Raw genomic sequence first — 19,632 nt, forward strand, 5'->3', positions numbered from 1 at the left:
CATGTATCAATGTATAAAATTTCATTTAATTGGCAATATTATAATATATTTGTTTTGGAAAAGATTTACCAAAAGTATTTTATGCTTTTGGATATTTTAGTTTAATAAGGGGTGAATTTTTGATGGTACATCCTGTAACCTACGGAAAGCGTGTTAGAATGAGTTATTCACGCATCGAAGAAGTGTTAGATTTGCCTGATTTAATAGAGGTACAGAAATTTTCTTACAAATGGTTTGTAGATGAAGGGCTTAGAGAGGTCTTTGAAGACATCTCTCCGATTCAAGATTATACTGGAAACTTAATACTTGAATTTGTTGATTACCATATTGGAGAAAATATTAAGTACGGAGAAGATGAGGCAAGAGAAAGAGATGCTAATTACTCTGCACCACTAAAGGTAAAGGTAAGGCTTATTAACAAGGAAACTGGTGAAGTAAAAGAACAAGAAGTATTTATGGGTGATTTACCTTTAATGACAGATAAGGGTACTTTTATTATCAACGGTGCTGAGAGAGTAGTAGTTAGCCAGTTAGTTAGATCACCTGGTGTTTATTTTGTAGAGGAAATAGACAAAACAGGTAAGAGATTATATTCTTCTACACTAATACCTAATAGAGGGGCTTGGTTAGAATACGAAGCGGACTCTAACGATATAGTATATGTTAGGGTAGATAGAACTAGAAAAGTTCCTATTACTATTCTATTAAGAGCTTTAAAACTACAAACCAACTCTGAAATCATAGAAGTACTTGGAGAAACTGAACAATTGTTAAATACATTGGAAAAGGACAGTACGACTAATGAAGAAGAAGCACTATTAGAAATATATAAGAGATTGAGACCTGGAGAACCACCTACAGTGGATAGTGCTAGAACTCTTATTAATAACTTATTCTTTGACCCTAAGAGATATGATTTAGCTAGGGTAGGAAGATATAAGTTCAATAAAAAACTAGCTTTATACAATAGGATATATGGCAAAAGAGCTGCTAATGACATTCATAACCTTGAGACTGGTGAGATTTTAGTATCACAAGGAGATAAAATCACTAGAGACCAAGCTATAGAAATAGAAAATAGCGGTATAAATATGGTGGATGTTTTATTAGAGGATGGAAGAAGCATAAGAGTATTAGGAAACAATTTTGTGGATTATAAAGCTTTTGACCTACCTTTCTCCATAGAAGAGTTTGGACTTAAGGAAAAGGTATATTATCCTCTTATGAAGGAATTAATGGACACATATGAAAGTCAAGAAGAGTTAAAAGAGGCAATAGGTGAAAGAGTAAAAGAATTATCACCTAAACATATAATCATAGATGATATAATAGCATCTGTAAACTATGAATTTAATTTATTCTATGGTATCGGTGGTACAGATGACATAGACCACCTTGGAAATAGAAGACTAAGATCTGTAGGAGAACTACTACAAAATCAATTTAGAATAGGTTTATCTCGTATGGAAAGAGTAGTTAGAGAAAGAATGACTATACAAGACATCGATGTAGCTACTCCACAAGATCTGATAAACATAAGACCTGTCGTTGCTTCAATCAAAGAATTCTTTGGAAGCAGCCAATTGTCTCAATTCATGGATCAAACCAATCCACTAGCGGAATTAACACATAAAAGAAGAATGTCTGCATTAGGACCTGGTGGACTTAGCCGTGATAGAGCAGGCTTCGAAGTAAGGGACGTTCACCACTCTCACTACGGTAGGATGTGTCCTATAGAGACTCCAGAAGGACCTAATATAGGGTTAATAACATCATTAACTACTTATGCTACCATTAATGAGTACGGATTCATAGAATCCCCCTATAGAAAGATTCAAAAGGGTGAAGGTAAGGTCGTTGGTGTAATTGATTATTTAACTGCAGATGTGGAAGATGAGTTTATTATAGCACAGGCTAATGAAAAGCTTAATGAAGATGGATCCTTTGTAAGTAAAAGAGTTGTAGCAAGGGGGAAAAATGGTGTAATAGATATATTCCCAATTGAAGAAGTTGACTATATGGACGTTTCACCTAAACAACTTGTATCTGTTGGTACTGCCATGATACCATTCTTAGAGAATGATGATGCTAACAGAGCTTTAATGGGTGCTAACATGCAGAGGCAAGCTGTACCACTTCTAAAGACTGAAGCTCCAATCATTGGAACTGGAATAGAATATAAAGCTGCTAAAGACTCTGGAACAGTAGTTTTAGCAAATCATTCAGGTGTGGTATTAAAGGTAGGTTCATCTGAGATAGTTATAAGAACAGATGAAGATAACAAAATAGAAAGATATAAATTATTGAAATTTAAAAGATCCAACCAAGGGACAACTATTAACCAAAGACCTATTGTGGAAGAAGGAGAAAAAGTTGTCAAAGGTCAGGTAATAGCCGATGGACCAAGTACAAACTTAGGTGAAATAGCATTAGGTAAAAATATACTAATAGCTTTTATGACATGGGAAGGCTATAACTATGAGGATGCCATTTTAATAAATGAAAAATTAGTAATGGATGATGTTTTAACATCTGTCCACATTGAAGAATATGAATCTGAAGCAAGAGATACTAAGCTAGGACCTGAAGAAATAACTAGGGATATTCCTAATGTAGGAGACGATATGTTGAAGGACCTAGATGAAAGAGGTATCATAAGAATAGGTGCAGAAGTAAAATCTGGAGATATTTTAGTTGGAAAGGTAACTCCTAAGGGAGAAACTGAATTAACAGCTGAGGAAAGATTACTTCGTGCTATATTTGGTGAAAAAGCTAGAGAAGTTAGAGATACTTCTTTACGTGTTCCTCACGGTGAAGCAGGTATCATAGTAGATGTGAAGATATTCTCTAGAGAAAACGGAGATGAACTTCCACCAGGAGTTAATCAAATGATCCGTGTATATATAGCAACTAAGAGAAAGATAAACGTTGGAGACAAAATGTGTGGACGTCATGGTAACAAAGGGGTAGTATCTAGAATAATGCCAGAAGAAGATATGCCTTACCTACCAGATGGTACACCAGTCGAAATAGTTTTAAATCCTCTAGGAGTACCATCTCGTATGAACTTGGGTCAGGTTTTAGAAGTTCACTTAGGACTTGCAGCCAAGAAACTAGGATGGCATGTTGCTACTCCAGTATTTGATGGAGCCAATGAAGATGATATTATTCAAGCGTTAAAAGAGGCAAATTATCCAGAGACTGGTAAGATATATTTAAGAGATGGTAGAACTGGAGAAGCCTTCAATAATCCAGTAACCGTTGGATATATGTATATGTTAAAGCTACATCACCTTGTTGATGATAAGATTCATGCTAGATCAACAGGTCCATACTCCTTAGTTACTCAACAGCCATTAGGTGGTAAAGCACAATTCGGTGGACAGAGATTTGGGGAGATGGAGGTTTGGGCACTTGAAGCTTATGGTGCTGCTCATACGTTACAAGAAATACTAACGGTTAAATCTGATGATATCGTAGGTAGAGTTAAGACTTATGAGGCTGTAGTAAAAGGAGAAAACATACCAGAACCAGGTATTCCAGAATCTTTTAAAGTTCTGATCAAAGAGCTTCAAAGTTTATCACTAGATATTAAGATATTAACTGAAGAAAATAAAGAAATAGAAATTCAAGAATCAGCAGATGATGAACTGGCAGATTTAGAAAATATAGGCGAAGAGTTAACAGGAGGCAAAATATTCTCTAATGATGAAGGTGAAGAATATGAGGATGAAGAAGAGGAAAAAGAAAAGTTAGAAGATGATTTACCTACTGGATTTATCCTAGAAGAAGATAGTGAAGAAACGGATTTAGATATTGATTTAGATATTGATTTAGATATTGACGAAGATGAAGATGAAGATTATGATGATTTTTAATTAATCCCTCAGGCGTAAGCCTGAGGACAATATGAAGTTAAACATTCTTATATAATTTTATTATAGAAAGGAGAGAATGCTCCTTGTTTGAATTCAATACATTTGATTCAATTAAAATTGGGCTAGCTTCACCAGAGAAAATTAGACAATGGTCTAAAGGAGAAGTAAAAAAACCTGAGACAATAAACTATAGAACATTAAAGCCTGAAAAGGAAGGGCTATTTTGTGAAAAAATATTTGGGCCGCAGAAAGACTGGGAGTGTCATTGTGGTAAATATAAAAGAGTAAGATACAAAGGAGTAGTTTGTGATAGGTGTGGAGTAGAAGTTACAAAGTCTAAGGTTCGTAGAGAGAGACTAGGACATATTGAATTGGCCGCTCCAGTATCTCATATATGGTATTTTAAAGGTATACCTAGTAGGATGGGACTATTATTAGATATGTCTCCAAGATCGCTGGAAAAAATATTATACTTTGCATCATATGTTGTTATAGAAGGTGGAGATACTTCTCTATATGAAAAACAACTTTTAACAGAAACTGAGTATAGAGAAGCCTATGACAAATATGGAAATAAATTTAAAGCGATGATGGGAGCAGAAGCTGTAAAGGCTTTATTAGCAAATATTGATTTAGATAGAGAAGGCAAGGAATTAAGACAACAGTTAAAAGATGCATCAGGCCAAAAGAAAATAAGAATAACTAGAAGGCTTGAAGTAGTAGAAGCTTTTAGACAATCAGGTAATAAACCAGAATGGATGATTTTAGATGTTGTACCAGTAATACCGCCAGATCTTAGACCAATGGTACAGCTAGATGGTGGTAGATTTGCTACATCTGATTTAAATGATTTATATAGAAGAGTTATTAATAGAAATAATAGATTAAAAAGACTCCTAGATTTAGGAGCACCAGATATTATTGTTAGAAACGAAAAGAGAATGCTTCAAGAGGCAGTAGATGCCCTTATAGATAATGGACGTAGAGGAAGACCAGTAACTGGTCCAGGTAATAGACCTTTAAAATCTCTATCAGATATGCTTAAGGGTAAACAAGGTAGATTTAGACAAAACTTACTAGGTAAAAGGGTAGATTATTCAGGACGTTCTGTAATAGTAGTTGGACCAGACCTAAAGTTTTATCAATGTGGTATACCAAAGAAAATGGCTCTTGAACTATTTAAGCCTTTTGTAATGAAAAAATTAGTAGAAGAAGGTCATGCTCATAACATTAAATCAGCAAAGAGAATGGTTGAAAGAGTAAAACCACAGGTATGGGATGTGTTGGATTCAGTAATAAAAGACCATCCTGTACTTCTAAATAGAGCTCCGACCCTTCACAGACTTGGAATTCAGGCATTTGAACCTGTTTTAGTTGAAGGTAAAGCCATAAAGCTACATCCATTAGTATGTACAGCATATAATGCTGACTTCGATGGTGACCAAATGGCAGTTCACGTACCTTTATCTACAGAAGCACAGGCAGAAGCAAGGCTTCTAATGCTATCTACAAACAATATTCTTGCACCAAAGGATGGTAAACCTATAACTACCCCAACCCAAGATATGGTTTTAGGAGCTTATTACCTATCAGTTGAATCTTCGGGAGAAATAGGAGAGGGTATGATATTTAAAGACTATAGTGAAATGCTTCATGCTTATTACAATGGCTCTGTAGGTCTACATGCAAGAGTAAAGGTTAGAATGAGGCTTAATGAAGAGGATAGGGGACAACTAGTTGAGTCTACAGTAGGTAGATTTATACTAAATGAACATCTTCCTCAAGATTTAGGATTTGTTGACAGAACTAAAGATAAATATTCCCTAGAAGTTGATATGTTAGTAAATAAAAAAGCATTAGGAAGTATTATAGAAAAATGCTTTGCAAAACATGGAAATGCAGTTACTGCAACTGTACTAGATCATATTAAAGAAACAGGATTCCATTATTCAACTTTAGGGGCTATATCTATTTCAATGAATGATATAATTATTCCTAATTCAAAAGGAGAATTATTACAAAAAGCTCAAGGTGAAGTTGATAAATTTGAAAGATCCTATCGTAGGGGTTTAATATCAGATGAGGAAAGATATGAAAAGGTTATTGAAATTTGGAACAAGGCCACTGACGACTTAACTAGTATACTAATGGACGGTCTAGATCCAATGAATAATATCTATATAATGTCTCTATCAGGAGCGAGAGGTAGTGTAAACCAAATTAGACAGCTGGCAGGTATGAGGGGACTTATGGCATCTGCATCTGGTAGAACTATAGAAATTCCTATAAAGGCTAACTTTAGGGAAGGACTAGATGTACTTGAATTCTTTATCTCTACTCACGGTTCCAGAAAGGGACTAGCGGATACTGCTCTTAGAACTGCTGACTCTGGATACTTAACTAGAAGATTAGTTGACGTAAGTCAAGACGTTATAGTAAGAGAAGTTGATTGTGGCACTGATGAGTATTTATTAGTTAAACCTTTTACTGATGGAAAAGAAGTAATTGAAGAGCTACATGATAGAATTGAAGGCAGATATGCTTTTGAAAATATATTACATCCTGAAACGGGAGAAATTTTAGTTAAAGAAAATGAAATGATTTCAAATAGCCAAGCTGAAGAAATTCAAAATCTTGGAATAACAGAAGTTAAGGTACGTTCCGTTTTAGGCTGTCAAGCTAAATATGGAGTTTGTGGTCACTGTTATGGTAGAAATTTAGCTACTGGAGATGAAGTAAATATAGGAGAAGCAGTTGGAATAATTGCTGCACAGTCAATTGGTGAGCCAGGTACTCAGCTTACAATGCGTACTTTCCATACAGGTGGAGTTGCTGGAGCAGATATTACTCAAGGTTTACCTAGGGTTGAGGAGCTATTTGAGGCAAGAAAGCCTAAGGGTCTTGCTGTAATTACTGAAAATGCCGGAGTCGTTAGCATAGAAGAAAGTAAGAGAAAGAAAGAAGTTATAATTACTTCCTCAAATGGAGAATCAATGAACTATAATATAGTTTATGGCTCTAGACTGAAGGTAAAGCCAGGAGATATGGTTGAAGCCGGTGATGAACTAACAGATGGTTCTGTAAACCCACATGATATTCTTAAAATCAAAGGAATACAAGGGGTACAAAACTATTTAGTGAAAGAAGTACAAAGAGTTTATAGACTACAAGGTGTAGATATTAATGATAAACATATTGAGGTAATAGTTAGACAAATGTTATCTAGGGTAAAGGTTGAAGAGGCAGGAGATACTAATATGTTGCCAGGTTCTTTAGTTAGTGCTCATGATTTTGAAGAAAATAATATAAAAGCTATTCGAGAAGGATTAGAACCAGCAGAAGGCAAGAAGACTTTACTAGGTATTACAAAGGCCTCATTGGCTACAGACTCATTCTTATCAGCAGCTTCATTCCAAGAGACTACAAGAGTTCTAACACAAGCTGCAATAGAAGGAAAAGAAGATTTCCTTTTAGGGCTAAAAGAGAATGTTATCATCGGAAAATTAATTCCAGCAGGAACAGGAATGAAGAGATATAGAAATATAGAAATTTCTGGAGATGAAAATATTCAAATTTTAGAAGAATTAAATGTTGACAGTGAAAATAACTGATGGTAGAATATATTAGTGTGTAAACTTAGAAAATGCTCTGGATAACATAAAGATTATGTGGATTAATCTCCACATAATCTTTAAGGTGTTTAAAGGAGGAGACGATTTTATGCTATCAAAACTTAATACCAGCAACAAAGTTGTTGGTGCTAAGCAAGTGAAAAGGGCTTTAAACTCTTATGATATCGAAGCAGTTTTTATTGCAAAGGATGCAGAAAATAAGGTTACAGACGAAATAAAACAAACTTGCATTATCAAACATATTCAGGTTATCCTTGTAGATGATATGAAAAAGTTAGGCGATGCATGTGGCATTGATGTTAGTGCAGCAACTGCTGCATTATTAAAATAACATATAAAATAGAAGGAGGTGCCTTGATGCCAACTATTAACCAATTAATTAAAAAAGGTAGAGAAAAGGTTCTTTACAAATCAAAATCTCCAGCTTTAGGAGTAAACTTAAATACTCTTAGAAAAAAGGAAACAGAAGTTAATTCACCACAAAAAAGAGGGGTATGTGTTGCTGTTAGAACAGTTACACCTAAGAAACCAAACTCAGCTTTGAGAAAGGTTGCAAGGGTAAGACTTACTAATGGTGAAGAGGTTGCAGCATATATTCCAGGAATTGGACATAACCTACAAGAGCATAGTGTTGTTCTAATTAGAGGTGGAAGAGTTAAAGACCTTCCAGGTGTGAGATATCACATTGTTAGAGGTGCCTTAGATGCTTCTGGCGTTGACAAAAGAATGCAAAGCAGATCTAAGTATGGTGCTAAGAAGCCAAAGGTGAAAAAATAATAGTGCTTAAAATGCAGGAAGTTATTCCGCTTTATTATATATAATATAGATGCATTTTTGCGCACGACGGTAACTTAAATTACCGAGTACCAATGAATCAACTTTATATAGTTAAGGAGGGAAGTAAAGTGCCAAGAAAAGGACATATACCAAAAAGAGAAGTTATGCCGGATCCGATTTATAACGATATGGTAGTAACTAAATTAATCAATGGAATCATGTTAGATGGTAAAAAAGGAATTGCTCAAAATATAGTTTATGGAGCATTTGATTATATTGCTGAGAAATCAAATGAAGATGCATTAGAGGTATTCTATAAAGCTATGAACAATATAATGCCAGTGCTAGAAGTAAAGGCAAGACGTATTGGGGGAGCAACTTATCAAGTACCAATAGAAGTGAGAGCAGAAAGAAGAGAAACTCTTGGTCTTAGATGGTTAGTAGACTATTCAAGAAAAAGAGGAGAAAAAACTATGGTTGAAAAATTAGCAAAAGAAATCTTAGACGCTTCCAATGGTATGGGCTCAAGCGTTAAGAAAAGAGAAGACACTCACAAGATGGCTGAAGCTAATAAAGCTTTCGCACACTACAGATGGTAATATATATTTAAGTAGTATATCGTTGTTAATGTGTGGAGGGGGACCAACAATCAAGAAGAAGGAGGAAAAATTGTGCCAAGACAAATCTCATTGGAAAAAATTAGAAACATCGGCATAATGGCCCATATTGATGCAGGAAAAACAACCACCACAGAGAGAATTTTATTTTACACTGGTAAGATACACAAAGTAGGAGAGACCCATGAGGGTGGAGCCCAAATGGACTGGATGGAGCAGGAGCAAGAAAGAGGAATCACAATTACATCTGCTGCAACAACTTGTATGTGGAGAGAACATAGAATTAACGTTATTGACACACCAGGACACGTGGATTTTACTGTAGAAGTAGAAAGATCTCTACGTATCCTTGATGGAGCAGTATCTGTATTCTGCGCTAAGGGTGGAGTTGAACCTCAATCTGAAACAGTTTGGAGACAGGCTGATAAATATCAAGTACCTAGATTAGCATTTGTTAATAAAATGGATATTCTTGGAGCTGACTTTTATAGAGCAGTAGATATGATTAGAGAAAGACTTAAAGCCAATCCAGTACCTATACAATTACCAATTGGAAAAGAAGATGACTTTCTAGGAGTAGTTGACTTAGTTAATATGAATGCTAGGGTTTATTTAGATGACCTAGGTGAAAAACTTGAAATAAGAGAAATACCATCAGATATGGTGGATTTAGCTAATGAATATAGAGAAAAAATGCTTGAAAATATAGCAGAGCATGATGAAGAGTTAATGATGAAGTATTTAGAAGGAGAAGAATTAACTGTTGAAGAGATCATGATAGGTATCAGAAAAGCTACAATTAGCGTAGGTATGACACCGGTTTTATGTGGTTCTTCATATAAAAACAGAGGGGTTCAGCCTCTACTAGATGCTGTAATAGACTATCTACCTTCTCCTTTAGATATACCAGCAGTAAAAGGTATAAACCTAAATACTGAAGAAGAAGAAGAGAGACTAGCGTCAGACAACGAACCATTTTCAGCATTAGCATTTAAAATAGTAACAGATCCTTTCGTAGGAAAACTTGCATACTTTAGAGTATATTCTGGTAGTTTAAAATCAGGTAGCTATGTAAAAAATACATCTAAAGGCAAGAAAGAAAGAATAGGTAGAATTCTACTTATGCATGCTAACAAAAGAGAAGATGTTGATGAAGTTTTTGCAGGAGATATAGCAGCTGCAGTTGGTTTAAAAGATACTAGTACAGGAGACACTTTATCGAATGATGAAAATCCAATAGTATTAGAAACTATGGAATTCCCAGAACCAGTTATCCATGTAGCTATAGAACCAAAAACGAAAGCATCTCAAGACAAAATGGCTGCTGCTTTAGCAAAACTAGCTGAAGAAGATCCTACATTTAAGACTTATACTGATGAAGAAACAGGTCAAACAATAATTGCTGGAATGGGTGAACTTCACCTAGAAATAATTGTTGATAGACTTTTAAGAGAATTCAAAGTTGAAGCAAATGTAGGTAGTCCACAAGTAGCATATAAAGAATCTATTCAAGCTTCTGCAGAAGCAGATTCTAAATATGTAAGACAGTCAGGTGGTCGTGGACAATACGGTCACGTTAAATTAAGAGTTGAACCACAAGAACCAGGTAAAGGTTATGAATTTGTAAACGCTGTAGTTGGAGGAGCAATTCCTAAAGAGTACATGAATGCTATAGATGGTGGAATTCAAGAAGCCTTAGAATCAGGAGTTATTGGTGGTTATCCAGTATTAGATATAAAAGTTACTGTTTATGATGGGTCATATCACGAGGTAGACTCTTCAGAGATGGCGTTTAAAATAGCTGGTTCTATGGGTGTTAGAGATGCTATTTCTAAAGCAAAACCAACATTACTTGAGCCGATGATGAAAGTTGAAGTAACTGTGCCGGAAGAGTATATGGGTGATGTTATAGGAGATATAAACTCTAGAAGAGGTAGAATAGAAGGAATGGAGCCTACTAATGGCGTTCAGATAATTAGATCATTTGTACCACTATCAGAAATGTTTGGTTATGCAACTGACCTTCGTTCAAATACTCAAGGTAGAGGATTATATTCCATGCAGTTTGACCATTATGAATCAGTGCCAAATAGTATTGCAGAAAAAGTTACAGGTAAAAAATAATCTATAATTAAGGAGGAATACCCAAATGGCAAAAGCAAAATTTGAAAGAACTAAACCACACGTAAACATAGGAACAATAGGACACGTAGACCATGGTAAGACAACATTAACAGCAGCTATTACAATGGTATTAAACAAGAGATTTGGTTCAGGAGAAGCAATAAGCTATGACAACATAGATAAAGCACCAGAGGAAAGAGAAAGAGGAATAACAATTTCTACATCACACGTAGAATATGAAACAGCAAATCGTCACTATGCACACGTAGACTGCCCAGGTCACGCTGACTATGTAAAGAACATGATCACAGGAGCAGCACAAATGGATGGAGCTATCTTAGTAGTATCAGCAGCAGATGGTCCAATGCCACAAACAAGAGAGCATATCCTATTATCAAGAAACGTAGGAGTGCCAAAGATAGTAGTATTCTTAAACAAACAAGACATGGTAGATGACGAAGAGTTAATCGAATTAGTAGAAATGGAAGTAAGAGAATTATTATCAGAATATGACTTTGATGGAGATGGAACACCAATCGTAGTAGGTTCAGCATTAAAAGCAATAGAAGAACCAGACGGACCATGGGGAGACAAAATAGTTAAACTAATGGAAGAAGTAGACGCATACGTTCCACAACCAGAAAGAGATACAGATAAACCATTCCTAATGCCAGTAGAGGACGTATTCTCAATTACAGGAAGAGGAACAGTAGCAACAGGAAGAGTAGAAAGAGGAATCGTAAAAACAGGAGACAACGTAGAAATCGTTGGATTAGCAGAAGAAGCAAGAACAGTAGTAGTAACAGGAGTAGAGATGTTCAGAAAACTACTAGATGAAGCACAAGCAGGAGATAACATAGGAGCTTTATTAAGAGGGGTTCAAAGAAGTGAAATTGAAAGAGGTCAAGTATTAGCAAAGCCAAAATCAATAAACCCACACTTAAAATTTGAATCAGAAGTATATGTATTATCAAAAGAAGAGGGTGGAAGACATACACCATTCTTCAACGGATATAGACCACAATTCTACTTCAGAACAACAGACGTAACAGGTGATATCAAATTAGAAGAAGGCGTAGAAATGGTAATGCCAGGAGATAATGCAAAATTCACAATAGAATTAATTACTCCAATAGCAATAGAAGAGGGACTAAGATTCTCAATTCGTGAAGGTGGAAGAACAGTAGGTTCAGGAGTTGTAACTAAAGTTCTTGCATAAATTTTAGATTTAGATATGGCAGGGGCGCTAAAACTTTAAGCCCCTGCTTAATATATAATTAATATGCAAAAAAATAAAAAAACTAAGATATTTTGAAAATAAAGCTTGAGTTTTTATTAATCATGTTATAAAATGTATTAGTGTTCAAATTAAGACATTGCGATGATGCAAAAGGTGGCTGTTAAAAGCAGGGAATTTTTGCTGAGAATGTCCGGTTAAAAATCGGGCGACTGGAGTTGTCATGGGTGTAAAAGTTAAAAAAAATAACAACACACCCGGAAGTGTGTATCGGCAACCCCACGTCGCATGTAAAAAAACAGCATGCGATAGAAGGAGGGAATTAAATGTCAAACAATGGTAAACAAAAAATAAGAATTAGGTTAAAAGCTTATGATCATGAACTTTTAGATGCATCAGCTCAAAGAATAGTTGAAACTGCTAAAAGAACAGGTGCTACTGTATCAGGTCCAGTACCGCTACCAACTGAGAAGGAAATAATAACAATCCTAAGAGCTGTTCATAAGTATAAGGATTCTAGAGAGCAATTCGAACAAAGAACTCATAAGAGACTAATCGATATCTTAAATCCAAATCAAAAAACTGTAGATTCACTTATGAAACTAAACTTACCTGCAGGGGTAGATATTGAAATAAGATCATAATTTGTTTATATGATTACGTGAGTAATCCGCTGTAAGATAATAGGAGGTGCAAGTATGAAAAATATGATAGGAAGAAAAGTTGGTATGACTCAAATCTTCACAGAAAATGGATCTGTAATTCCGGTAACTGTAATTGAAGCTGGTCCATTAGTAGTCGTACAAAAGAAAACTGTTGAAACAGATGGATATAATGCAATCCAAGTTGGATTCCAAAATATAAAAGAACAAAGAATGAATAAACCAGCAAAAGGTCATTTTGACAAAGGAAACCTTGAATACAAAAAATACTTAAGAGAATTTAGAGTGGAAAATCCAGATGAATTTGAAATAGGTCAAGAAATAAAAGCTGATGTATTTGAAGCGGGAGACCTAATTGATGTTACTGGTACTTCTAAAGGTAAGGGAACTCAAGGTGTTATAAAGAGACATGGCTTTGGTAGAGGAAGAGAAACACATGGTTCTAAATTCCATAGAGCGCCAGGTGGTATGTCAGCAGGTACTTATCCAGGAAGAGTATTCAAAGGTCATAGAATGGCAGGAAGAATGGGTAATGAAAGAGTAACTGTTCAAAATCTTGAAATAGTTAGAGTAGATGCTGAAAAAAATCTAATACTTATAAAAGGTGCGGTACCAGGACCTAAAAAAGGATTAGTGACTATAAAAGAAACGGTTAAAAAGTAATAATTAAGGCGGAAAGGAGGATGCAAAATGCCTAAGGTAAAAGTTTACAACATGTTAGGAGAACAAGTAGAAGAAATCGAATTAAATGAAAATATATTTGGTATTGAAGTAAACCAGCATGTAGTTTATGAAGTTGTTAAAAATCAACTTGCTAATAAAAGACAAGGAACTCAATCCACTAAAACTAGAGCAGAAGTAAGAGGCGGTGGTAGAAAGCCTTGGAGACAAAAAGGTACAGGTAGAGCTCGTCAAGGAAGTATTAGAGCTCCACATTTCTCAGGTGGTGGAGTTACATTTGCACCAAAACCAAGAGATTATAGCTACAAAGTACCTAAGAAAGTTAGAAGACTTGCAATGAAGTCTGCGTTAAGTTCAAAGGTTTTAAATAATGAAATAATTGTAATTGATGATATAAAATTTGATTCACCAAAAACTAAAGATATGACTAATTTCTTAACTAAAATAAATGCAGATAAGAAAGCTTTAATCGTTATGGGTGAAAAGAATGAAAATATTATAAAATCAGCAAACAATATTCCGAATGTACAAACTGCTCTTGTTAATACATTGAATGTTTATGATATATTAAAATATAATTCATTTATTATAACTAAAGATGCAGTAAGAAAAGTGGAGGAGGTGTATGCATAATGCGTAATCCACACGATATTATAATTAGACCAGTAATAACTGAGAGAAGTATGGATGATATGGCATACGGTAAATATACTTTTGTTGTTGATAAAAAAACAAACAAAGCGGAAGTTAAAAAAGCTATAGAGACTATATTCGGTGTTAAAGTTGAAAAGGTTAGTACAATGAATATGCTTGGTAAAGTAAAGAGACAAGGAGCTCATTCAGGAAAAAGACCAGATTGGAAAAAAGCTATAGTAAAATTAACGGAAGATTCTAAGAGAATAGAGTTCTTCGAAGGAATGGAATAAAAGTTTTATAGAAGGAGGGAAAACGATGAGCGTTAGAAAATTTAAGGCAACTTCCCCTGCACTTAGACAGATGACAGTTTCTACTTTTGAAGAAATAACAAAAAAAGAACCTGAAAAGTCATTACTTGTTAATTTGAATAAAAGCGGTGGAAGAAACTCTCAAGGTAAAATTACTATTCGCCACAGAGGTGGTGGAGCTAAGAGAAAATATAGAATAATAGATTTTAAAAGAGATAAAGATGGAATACCAGGTCGTGTAGCAGCGGTTGAATATGATCCAAATAGAACAGCTAATATAGCTCTAATAAATTATGTTGATGGTGAAAAAAGATATATTCTTGCACCTCACAACTTAAAAGTTGGAGACATGATAGAATCTGGAGAAAATGCAGATATTAAAATAGGAAATGCAATGAAGTTAAAAGATATGCCAGTAGGTACCAATGTTCATAATATCGAGTTGAAACCGGGAAAAGGTGGTCAACTTGTTAGATCAGCTGGAACATCAGCTCAACTAATGGCAAAAGAAGGTGAATTTGCACAACTTAAACTTCCATCAGGAGAATTTAGATTAATTAGAATGGAATGTCGTGCAACGATTGGTCAAGTAGGAAACATATCTCATGAGCTTATTACAATTGGTAAGGCTGGAAGAACTAGACATATGGGAATTAGACCAACTGTTAGAGGTAGTGCCATGAACCCTGTAGACCATCCACATGGTGGTGGAGAAGGTAGAGCGCCAATAGGTATGCCTGCACCATTAACTCCATGGGGTAAACCTGCATTAGGATTAAAAACTAGAAAGAAAAATAAAAAATCAAACAAATATATAGTGAGAAGAAGAACTAAATAGTTAAATATCTGAAAGGAGGAGAAATCATGGGTAGATCTCTAAAAAAAGGACCATTTTGCGATGATCATCTTCTTAAGAAAATAGAAGAATTAAATAAAGACAATGATAAAAAAGTTATTAAAACATGGTCACGTCGTTCAACTATATTCCCAGAAATGATTGGTCACACCATAGCGGTACATGATGGAAGAAAACATGTTCCTGTATATGTAACTGAAGATATGGTAGGTCACAAGCTGGGTGAGTTTGTTCCAACGAGAACATTTAGATCTCATGTTGATAAAAACGAAAGGTCATCTGGTGTAAGATAAGAGAGAAGGAGGGAAATATAGTGGAAGCTAGAGCTATAGCCAAATATGTACGAATTTCACCACTAAAGGTAAATTTCATATGTAAAGAAATTAGAGGCAAACAAGTAGATGAAGCTTTATCAATTTTAAGATTCACACCTAAAAAAGGTGCTAGAGTTCTTGAAAAAGTACTAACGTCTGCAATTGCTAATGCTGAAAATAACTTCAATATGGATAGAGATAATCTTTATGTGGATAATGCCTATGCAAATGATGGTCCACATATGAAAAGATTTAGACCAAAAGCAAGAGGAATGGCTTATCCAATAATAAAGAGAAGTAGTCACATAGGAGTAGTTGTAAAAGAAAGAGACTAGAAAAGGAGGGATAGTTAATGGGTCAAAAGGTAAACCCACATGGATTAAGGGTCGGAATAATTAAAGATTGGGATTCAAAGTGGTATGCGGATAAGAAAACTTTTAATGAATACCTAATTGAAGATAATAAAATACGTGAATTTGTAAAGAAAAAATTATTTATTTCTGGTGTTTCCAAGATTGAAATTGAAAGAGCTGCTAACAGAGTTAAGGTTACGGTTCATACTGCTAAACCAGGAATGGTTATAGGTAAAGGTGGTTCAGGAGTAGAAGAATTAAGATTAAATCTTGAAAAATTAACGAAGAAATCTGTAGTTATAAATGTTGAAGAAATTAAGATTCCTGAATTAGATGCTCAATTAGTTGCTGAAAACATTGCTTCTCAACTTGAGAGAAGGGTTTCATTCAGAAGAGCAATGAAACAATCAATTCAAAGAACAATGAGAGCCGGTGGAAAAGGAATCAAAACTTCAGTATCAGGAAGACTTGGCGGTGCAGATATGGCCAGAACTGAAGGATATAGTGAGGGAACAATACCTCTACAAACCTTAAGAGCAGACATAGATTATGGTTTTGCAGAAGCAGATACTACTTATGGTAAGCTTGGAGTAAAAGTATGGTTATATAAGGGTGAAGTTCTTCCTACTAAGAAAGAAGAAAAAGCAAAGAATACTGTGGGAGAATAATATAGATTCCGTAGGAAGGAGGAAATAAAAATGTTAATGCCTAAAAGAGTAAAATATCGTAGAGTTCATAGAGGAAGAATGAAAGGTAAGGCAACTCGTGGTAATACAATTACTTACGGAGAGTTTGGATTACAAGCTCTAGAACCAACTTGGATTACTTCCAATCAAATAGAGGCTGCTAGACGTGCTATGACAAGATACGTTAAAAGGGGCGGAAATATTTGGATAAAAGTGTTTCCAGATAAACCGATTACTGAAAAGCCAGCTGAAACTCGTATGGGTTCCGGAAAAGGTTCACCAGAATATTGGGTAGCAGTTGTTAAGCCAGGTAGAATTTTATTTGAAATGAGTGGAGTATCAGAAGAGGATGCTAGAGAAGCAATGAGACTAGCTGCGAATAAATTGCCAATAAAGACAAAATTCGTTACTCGTGAGGATGCAGGAGAAAAGGGTGGTGAAGCTAATGAAGATTAAAGAGGTACGCCAATTATCAGAAGCGGAATTAAATAATAAATTATCAGAACTTAAAACTGAATTATTTAACTTAAGATTTCAATTGGCTACTGGTCAATTAGACAATCCATTAAGAATAAAAGCAGTAAGAAAAGATATAGCTCGTGTTAAAACAATAGTCAGGGAACGAGAACTAGGTATAGGAAAGGAGGTTTAATCTTAGATGGAAAGAGGAAATCGTAAGGTTAGAATAGGCAATGTTGTAAGTGACAAAATGGATAAAACTATAGTTGTTGCTGTTGAAACTTTCGTAACACATCCTTTATATAAAAAACAAATCAGAAAAACCACTAAGTTTAAAGCTCATGATGAAAATAATGAGTGTGGAATCGGTGATGTTGTTAAAATAATGGAGACCAGACCGCTTAGTAAAGATAAAAGATGGAGATTAGTAAGTATAGTAGAAAAGGCTAAATAGTCTATTCAACTCAGAAGGGAGGTATTCGAATGATTCAAACGGAAAGCCGTATGAGAGTAGCTGATAATTCTGGTGCAAAAGAAGTATTGGTTATTAGAGTATTAGGTGGAACAAATAAAAAGTACGCAAGAGTTGGAGATATAGTAATTTGTACTGTTAAAACAGCAACACCTGGTGGAGTTGTTAAAAAAGGTGATGTAGTTAAAGCAGTTGTTGTAAGAACAAAACATGGTGTTAGAAGAAATGATGGCTCTTATATCAAATTCGATGATAATGCAGCTGTTATTATAAAGGACGACAAAAACCCAGTAGGTACTCGTATATTTGGACCTGTTACAAGGGAACTTAGAAGCGGAAACTTTATGAAAATAATATCCTTAGCACCGGAAGTACTATAGGAGGAGGTGTAGACTATGCATGTAAAAAGTGGAGATACAGTAGTTGTTATCGCTGGAAAAGATAAAGGAAAAAAAGGAAAAGTATTAAGAGTATTTCCTAAAGAAAGTAAAGTAATAGTTGAAGGCGTAAACATGCTGACAAAACATAAAAAGCCACAAGGACCTACAGCTCCAGGCGGAATAGTAAAAATGGAAGGTCCAATAGATTCATCAAATGTAATGTATTTTTGTGACAAAGACAAAAAAGCAGTAAGAGTAGGACATAAAATATTAACAGATGGCAAAAAAGTAAGAGTTTGTAAAAAATGTGGAGAAGCTCTAGATAAATAATTTAATGTAGAGAGGAGGTAATAGGAATGGCTTCCAGATTAAAAGAAAAGTATAATGACGAAGTAGTAAATGCACTTATGGAAAAATTCCAATATAGAAACAAAATGGAAGTGCCAAAACTTGAAAAAGTGGTAATTAACATGGGTATCGGAGAGGCAAGAGACAACCCAAAATTACTTGAATCGGCAGTAAAAGAATTAGAAATTATTGCAGGACAAAAGCCAATCGTAACTAAGGCTAAAAAATCAATAGCGAATTTTAAGCTACGTGAAGGTATGAATGTTGGTACTAAAGTTACTCTAAGAGGAGATAGAATGTACCACTTTTTAGATAAACTTATGAATATTGCATTACCAAGAGTTAGGGACTTTAGAGGTGTAAGTGCTACTTCCTTTGATGGTAGAGGCAATTATGCATTAGGAATTAAAGAACAATTAATATTCCCTGAGATCGAATATGATAAAGTTGAAGCTATTAGAGGATTAGACATCATAATCGTAACTACAGCAAACACTGATGAAGAAGCGAAAGAATTCTTAGCACTAATGGGAATGCCCTTTAAAAAGTAAAGAAGGAGGGAAAGTTTTTGGCAAAGAAATCTATGGTTGTAAAACAACAAAGAAAACAGAAATTCAGCAGTAGAGAATATAATAGATGTAAAATATGTGGAAGACCTCATGCTTATTTAAGAAAATATGGAATTTGCCGTATTTGTTTTAGAGAATTAGCGTATAAAGGTCAAATACCTGGAGTTAAAAAAGCAAGCTGGTAGTAAGAAGTATATGAAAGGAGGTAGCTAAATTATGATGACAGACCCAATTGCGGATATGTTAACGAGAATAAGAAATGGGAACAATGCAAAGCATGATTCTGTTGATATTCCTGCTTCAAATATAAAAAAGGAATTAGCTCAAATCCTGCTAAATGAAGGATTTATAAAAGGCTTTGATGTTATAGATGATACGAAACAAGGTATTATAAGAGTAGATTTAAAATATGGAAAACATAATGAGAAAGTTATATCTGGAATTAAGAGAATTTCTAAGCCAGGACTTAGAGTTTATGTAAAATCTGATGAAGTTCCAAGAGTATTAGGTGGTCTTGGAATAGCAATACTTTCTACTTCTAGCGGTATAATGACTGATAAAGTTGCTAGAAAAGAAGGCGTGGGCGGAGAAGTTATTTGTTACGTATGGTAATAAATAGCTAAATTACGTGAAGGAGGTGCAC

The 19,632-nt window shown here is 34.8% G+C and carries 23 protein-coding genes; all 23 read left to right on the forward strand.

Annotation, left to right across the window (positions count from 1 at the left end; translation table 11 throughout):
* Nucleotides 1–122: 122 nt before the first annotated feature.
* The 23 genes from rpoB to rpsH all read left to right on the forward strand — a co-directional run bounded on the left by rpoB (nucleotide 123) and on the right by rpsH (nucleotide 19,601).
* Nucleotides 123–3,878, forward strand: coding sequence for a DNA-directed RNA polymerase subunit beta (gene rpoB / locus RBU61_RS02540; RefSeq protein ID WP_308877987.1), 3,756 nt, complete (start codon nucleotides 123–125; stop codon nucleotides 3,876–3,878).
* A gap of 83 nt (nucleotides 3,879–3,961) precedes the next feature.
* A complete protein-coding gene (gene rpoC, locus RBU61_RS02545) occupies nucleotides 3,962–7,489 on the forward strand; it encodes a DNA-directed RNA polymerase subunit beta' (RefSeq protein WP_308877988.1) in 3,528 nt (1,175 codons plus the stop codon).
* Between the two features lie 109 nt (nucleotides 7,490–7,598).
* Entirely contained in the window at nucleotides 7,599–7,841 is a 243-nt protein-coding gene (locus tag RBU61_RS02550) for a ribosomal L7Ae/L30e/S12e/Gadd45 family protein (protein WP_308877989.1), read from the forward strand.
* Nucleotides 7,842–7,867: 26 nt separating this feature from the next.
* Nucleotides 7,868–8,287, forward strand: a complete 420-nt coding sequence (rpsL, locus tag RBU61_RS02555) for a 30S ribosomal protein S12 (RefSeq protein WP_308877990.1) — start codon at nucleotides 7,868–7,870, stop codon at nucleotides 8,285–8,287.
* A gap of 128 nt (nucleotides 8,288–8,415) precedes the next feature.
* On the forward strand, nucleotides 8,416–8,886 hold the full coding sequence (gene rpsG, locus RBU61_RS02560) for a 30S ribosomal protein S7 (RefSeq protein WP_308877991.1): 471 nt from the start codon (nucleotides 8,416–8,418) through the stop codon (nucleotides 8,884–8,886).
* Nucleotides 8,887–8,958: 72 nt separating this feature from the next.
* Nucleotides 8,959–11,028: an elongation factor G gene (gene fusA / locus RBU61_RS02565; protein ID WP_308877992.1), complete on the forward strand. Its 2,070-nt coding sequence runs from the start codon at nucleotides 8,959–8,961 to the stop codon at nucleotides 11,026–11,028.
* A 25-nt stretch (nucleotides 11,029–11,053) separates the two neighbouring features.
* Nucleotides 11,054–12,247 carry an elongation factor Tu gene (gene tuf / locus RBU61_RS02570; RefSeq protein WP_308877979.1) on the forward strand — a complete coding sequence of 398 codons (1,194 nt, stop codon included), beginning with the start codon at nucleotides 11,054–11,056 and terminating at the stop codon, nucleotides 12,245–12,247.
* A 344-nt stretch (nucleotides 12,248–12,591) separates the two neighbouring features.
* Nucleotides 12,592–12,909, forward strand: coding sequence for a 30S ribosomal protein S10 (gene rpsJ / locus RBU61_RS02575; RefSeq protein ID WP_072976851.1), 318 nt, complete (start codon nucleotides 12,592–12,594; stop codon nucleotides 12,907–12,909).
* A 54-nt stretch (nucleotides 12,910–12,963) separates the two neighbouring features.
* On the forward strand, nucleotides 12,964–13,590 hold the full coding sequence (gene rplC, locus RBU61_RS02580) for a 50S ribosomal protein L3 (RefSeq protein ID WP_308877993.1): 627 nt from the start codon (nucleotides 12,964–12,966) through the stop codon (nucleotides 13,588–13,590).
* A 27-nt stretch (nucleotides 13,591–13,617) separates the two neighbouring features.
* On the forward strand, nucleotides 13,618–14,241 hold the full coding sequence (rplD, locus tag RBU61_RS02585) for a 50S ribosomal protein L4 (RefSeq protein ID WP_308877994.1): 624 nt from the start codon (nucleotides 13,618–13,620) through the stop codon (nucleotides 14,239–14,241).
* Nucleotides 14,241–14,534, forward strand: a complete 294-nt coding sequence (gene rplW / locus RBU61_RS02590; protein ID WP_308877995.1) for a 50S ribosomal protein L23 — start codon at nucleotides 14,241–14,243, stop codon at nucleotides 14,532–14,534. The genes rplD and rplW overlap by 1 nt, the downstream gene beginning before the upstream one ends.
* 25 nt (nucleotides 14,535–14,559) lie before the next feature.
* Complete coding sequence (gene rplB / locus RBU61_RS02595; protein WP_308877996.1) at nucleotides 14,560–15,390, forward strand: 50S ribosomal protein L2; 831 nt, start codon at nucleotides 14,560–14,562, stop codon at nucleotides 15,388–15,390.
* A 26-nt stretch (nucleotides 15,391–15,416) separates the two neighbouring features.
* On the forward strand, nucleotides 15,417–15,701 hold the full coding sequence (rpsS, locus tag RBU61_RS02600; protein ID WP_308877997.1) for a 30S ribosomal protein S19: 285 nt from the start codon (nucleotides 15,417–15,419) through the stop codon (nucleotides 15,699–15,701).
* Nucleotides 15,702–15,721: 20 nt separating this feature from the next.
* Nucleotides 15,722–16,057: a 50S ribosomal protein L22 gene (rplV, locus tag RBU61_RS02605; RefSeq protein ID WP_308877998.1), complete on the forward strand. Its 336-nt coding sequence runs from the start codon at nucleotides 15,722–15,724 to the stop codon at nucleotides 16,055–16,057.
* Nucleotides 16,058–16,074: 17 nt separating this feature from the next.
* Nucleotides 16,075–16,743: a 30S ribosomal protein S3 gene (rpsC, locus tag RBU61_RS02610; protein ID WP_308877999.1), complete on the forward strand. Its 669-nt coding sequence runs from the start codon at nucleotides 16,075–16,077 to the stop codon at nucleotides 16,741–16,743.
* Nucleotides 16,744–16,773: 30 nt separating this feature from the next.
* The gene (gene rplP, locus RBU61_RS02615; protein WP_154440261.1) at nucleotides 16,774–17,217 is read left to right on the forward strand and encodes a 50S ribosomal protein L16; all 444 of its coding nucleotides are present in this window, start codon (nucleotides 16,774–16,776) and stop codon (nucleotides 17,215–17,217) included.
* Nucleotides 17,207–17,413 (forward strand): 50S ribosomal protein L29, encoded by a 207-nt coding sequence (rpmC, locus tag RBU61_RS02620; RefSeq protein ID WP_154440263.1) that lies wholly within the window; start codon nucleotides 17,207–17,209, stop codon nucleotides 17,411–17,413. The genes rplP and rpmC overlap by 11 nt, the downstream gene beginning before the upstream one ends.
* A 6-nt stretch (nucleotides 17,414–17,419) precedes the next feature.
* Complete coding sequence (gene rpsQ, locus RBU61_RS02625) at nucleotides 17,420–17,674, forward strand: 30S ribosomal protein S17 (RefSeq protein WP_308878002.1); 255 nt, start codon at nucleotides 17,420–17,422, stop codon at nucleotides 17,672–17,674.
* Nucleotides 17,675–17,703: 29 nt separating this feature from the next.
* A complete protein-coding gene (rplN, locus tag RBU61_RS02630) occupies nucleotides 17,704–18,072 on the forward strand; it encodes a 50S ribosomal protein L14 (protein ID WP_308878003.1) in 369 nt (122 codons plus the stop codon).
* Between the two features lie 15 nt (nucleotides 18,073–18,087).
* A complete protein-coding gene (gene rplX / locus RBU61_RS02635) occupies nucleotides 18,088–18,402 on the forward strand; it encodes a 50S ribosomal protein L24 (protein WP_308878004.1) in 315 nt (104 codons plus the stop codon).
* A gap of 26 nt (nucleotides 18,403–18,428) precedes the next feature.
* Nucleotides 18,429–18,971 carry a 50S ribosomal protein L5 gene (rplE, locus tag RBU61_RS02640; RefSeq protein ID WP_308878005.1) on the forward strand — a complete coding sequence of 181 codons (543 nt, stop codon included), beginning with the start codon at nucleotides 18,429–18,431 and terminating at the stop codon, nucleotides 18,969–18,971.
* Between the two features lie 17 nt (nucleotides 18,972–18,988).
* Nucleotides 18,989–19,174 carry a type Z 30S ribosomal protein S14 gene (locus tag RBU61_RS02645; RefSeq protein WP_308878006.1) on the forward strand — a complete coding sequence of 62 codons (186 nt, stop codon included), beginning with the start codon at nucleotides 18,989–18,991 and terminating at the stop codon, nucleotides 19,172–19,174.
* A gap of 31 nt (nucleotides 19,175–19,205) precedes the next feature.
* Entirely contained in the window at nucleotides 19,206–19,601 is a 396-nt protein-coding gene (gene rpsH / locus RBU61_RS02650) for a 30S ribosomal protein S8 (RefSeq protein ID WP_308878007.1), read from the forward strand.
* Nucleotides 19,602–19,632 lie beyond the last annotated feature (31 nt).

Source organism: Tissierella sp. MB52-C2 (assembly GCF_030931715.1).
GTDB lineage: Bacteria > Bacillota > Clostridia > Tissierellales > Tissierellaceae > Tissierella.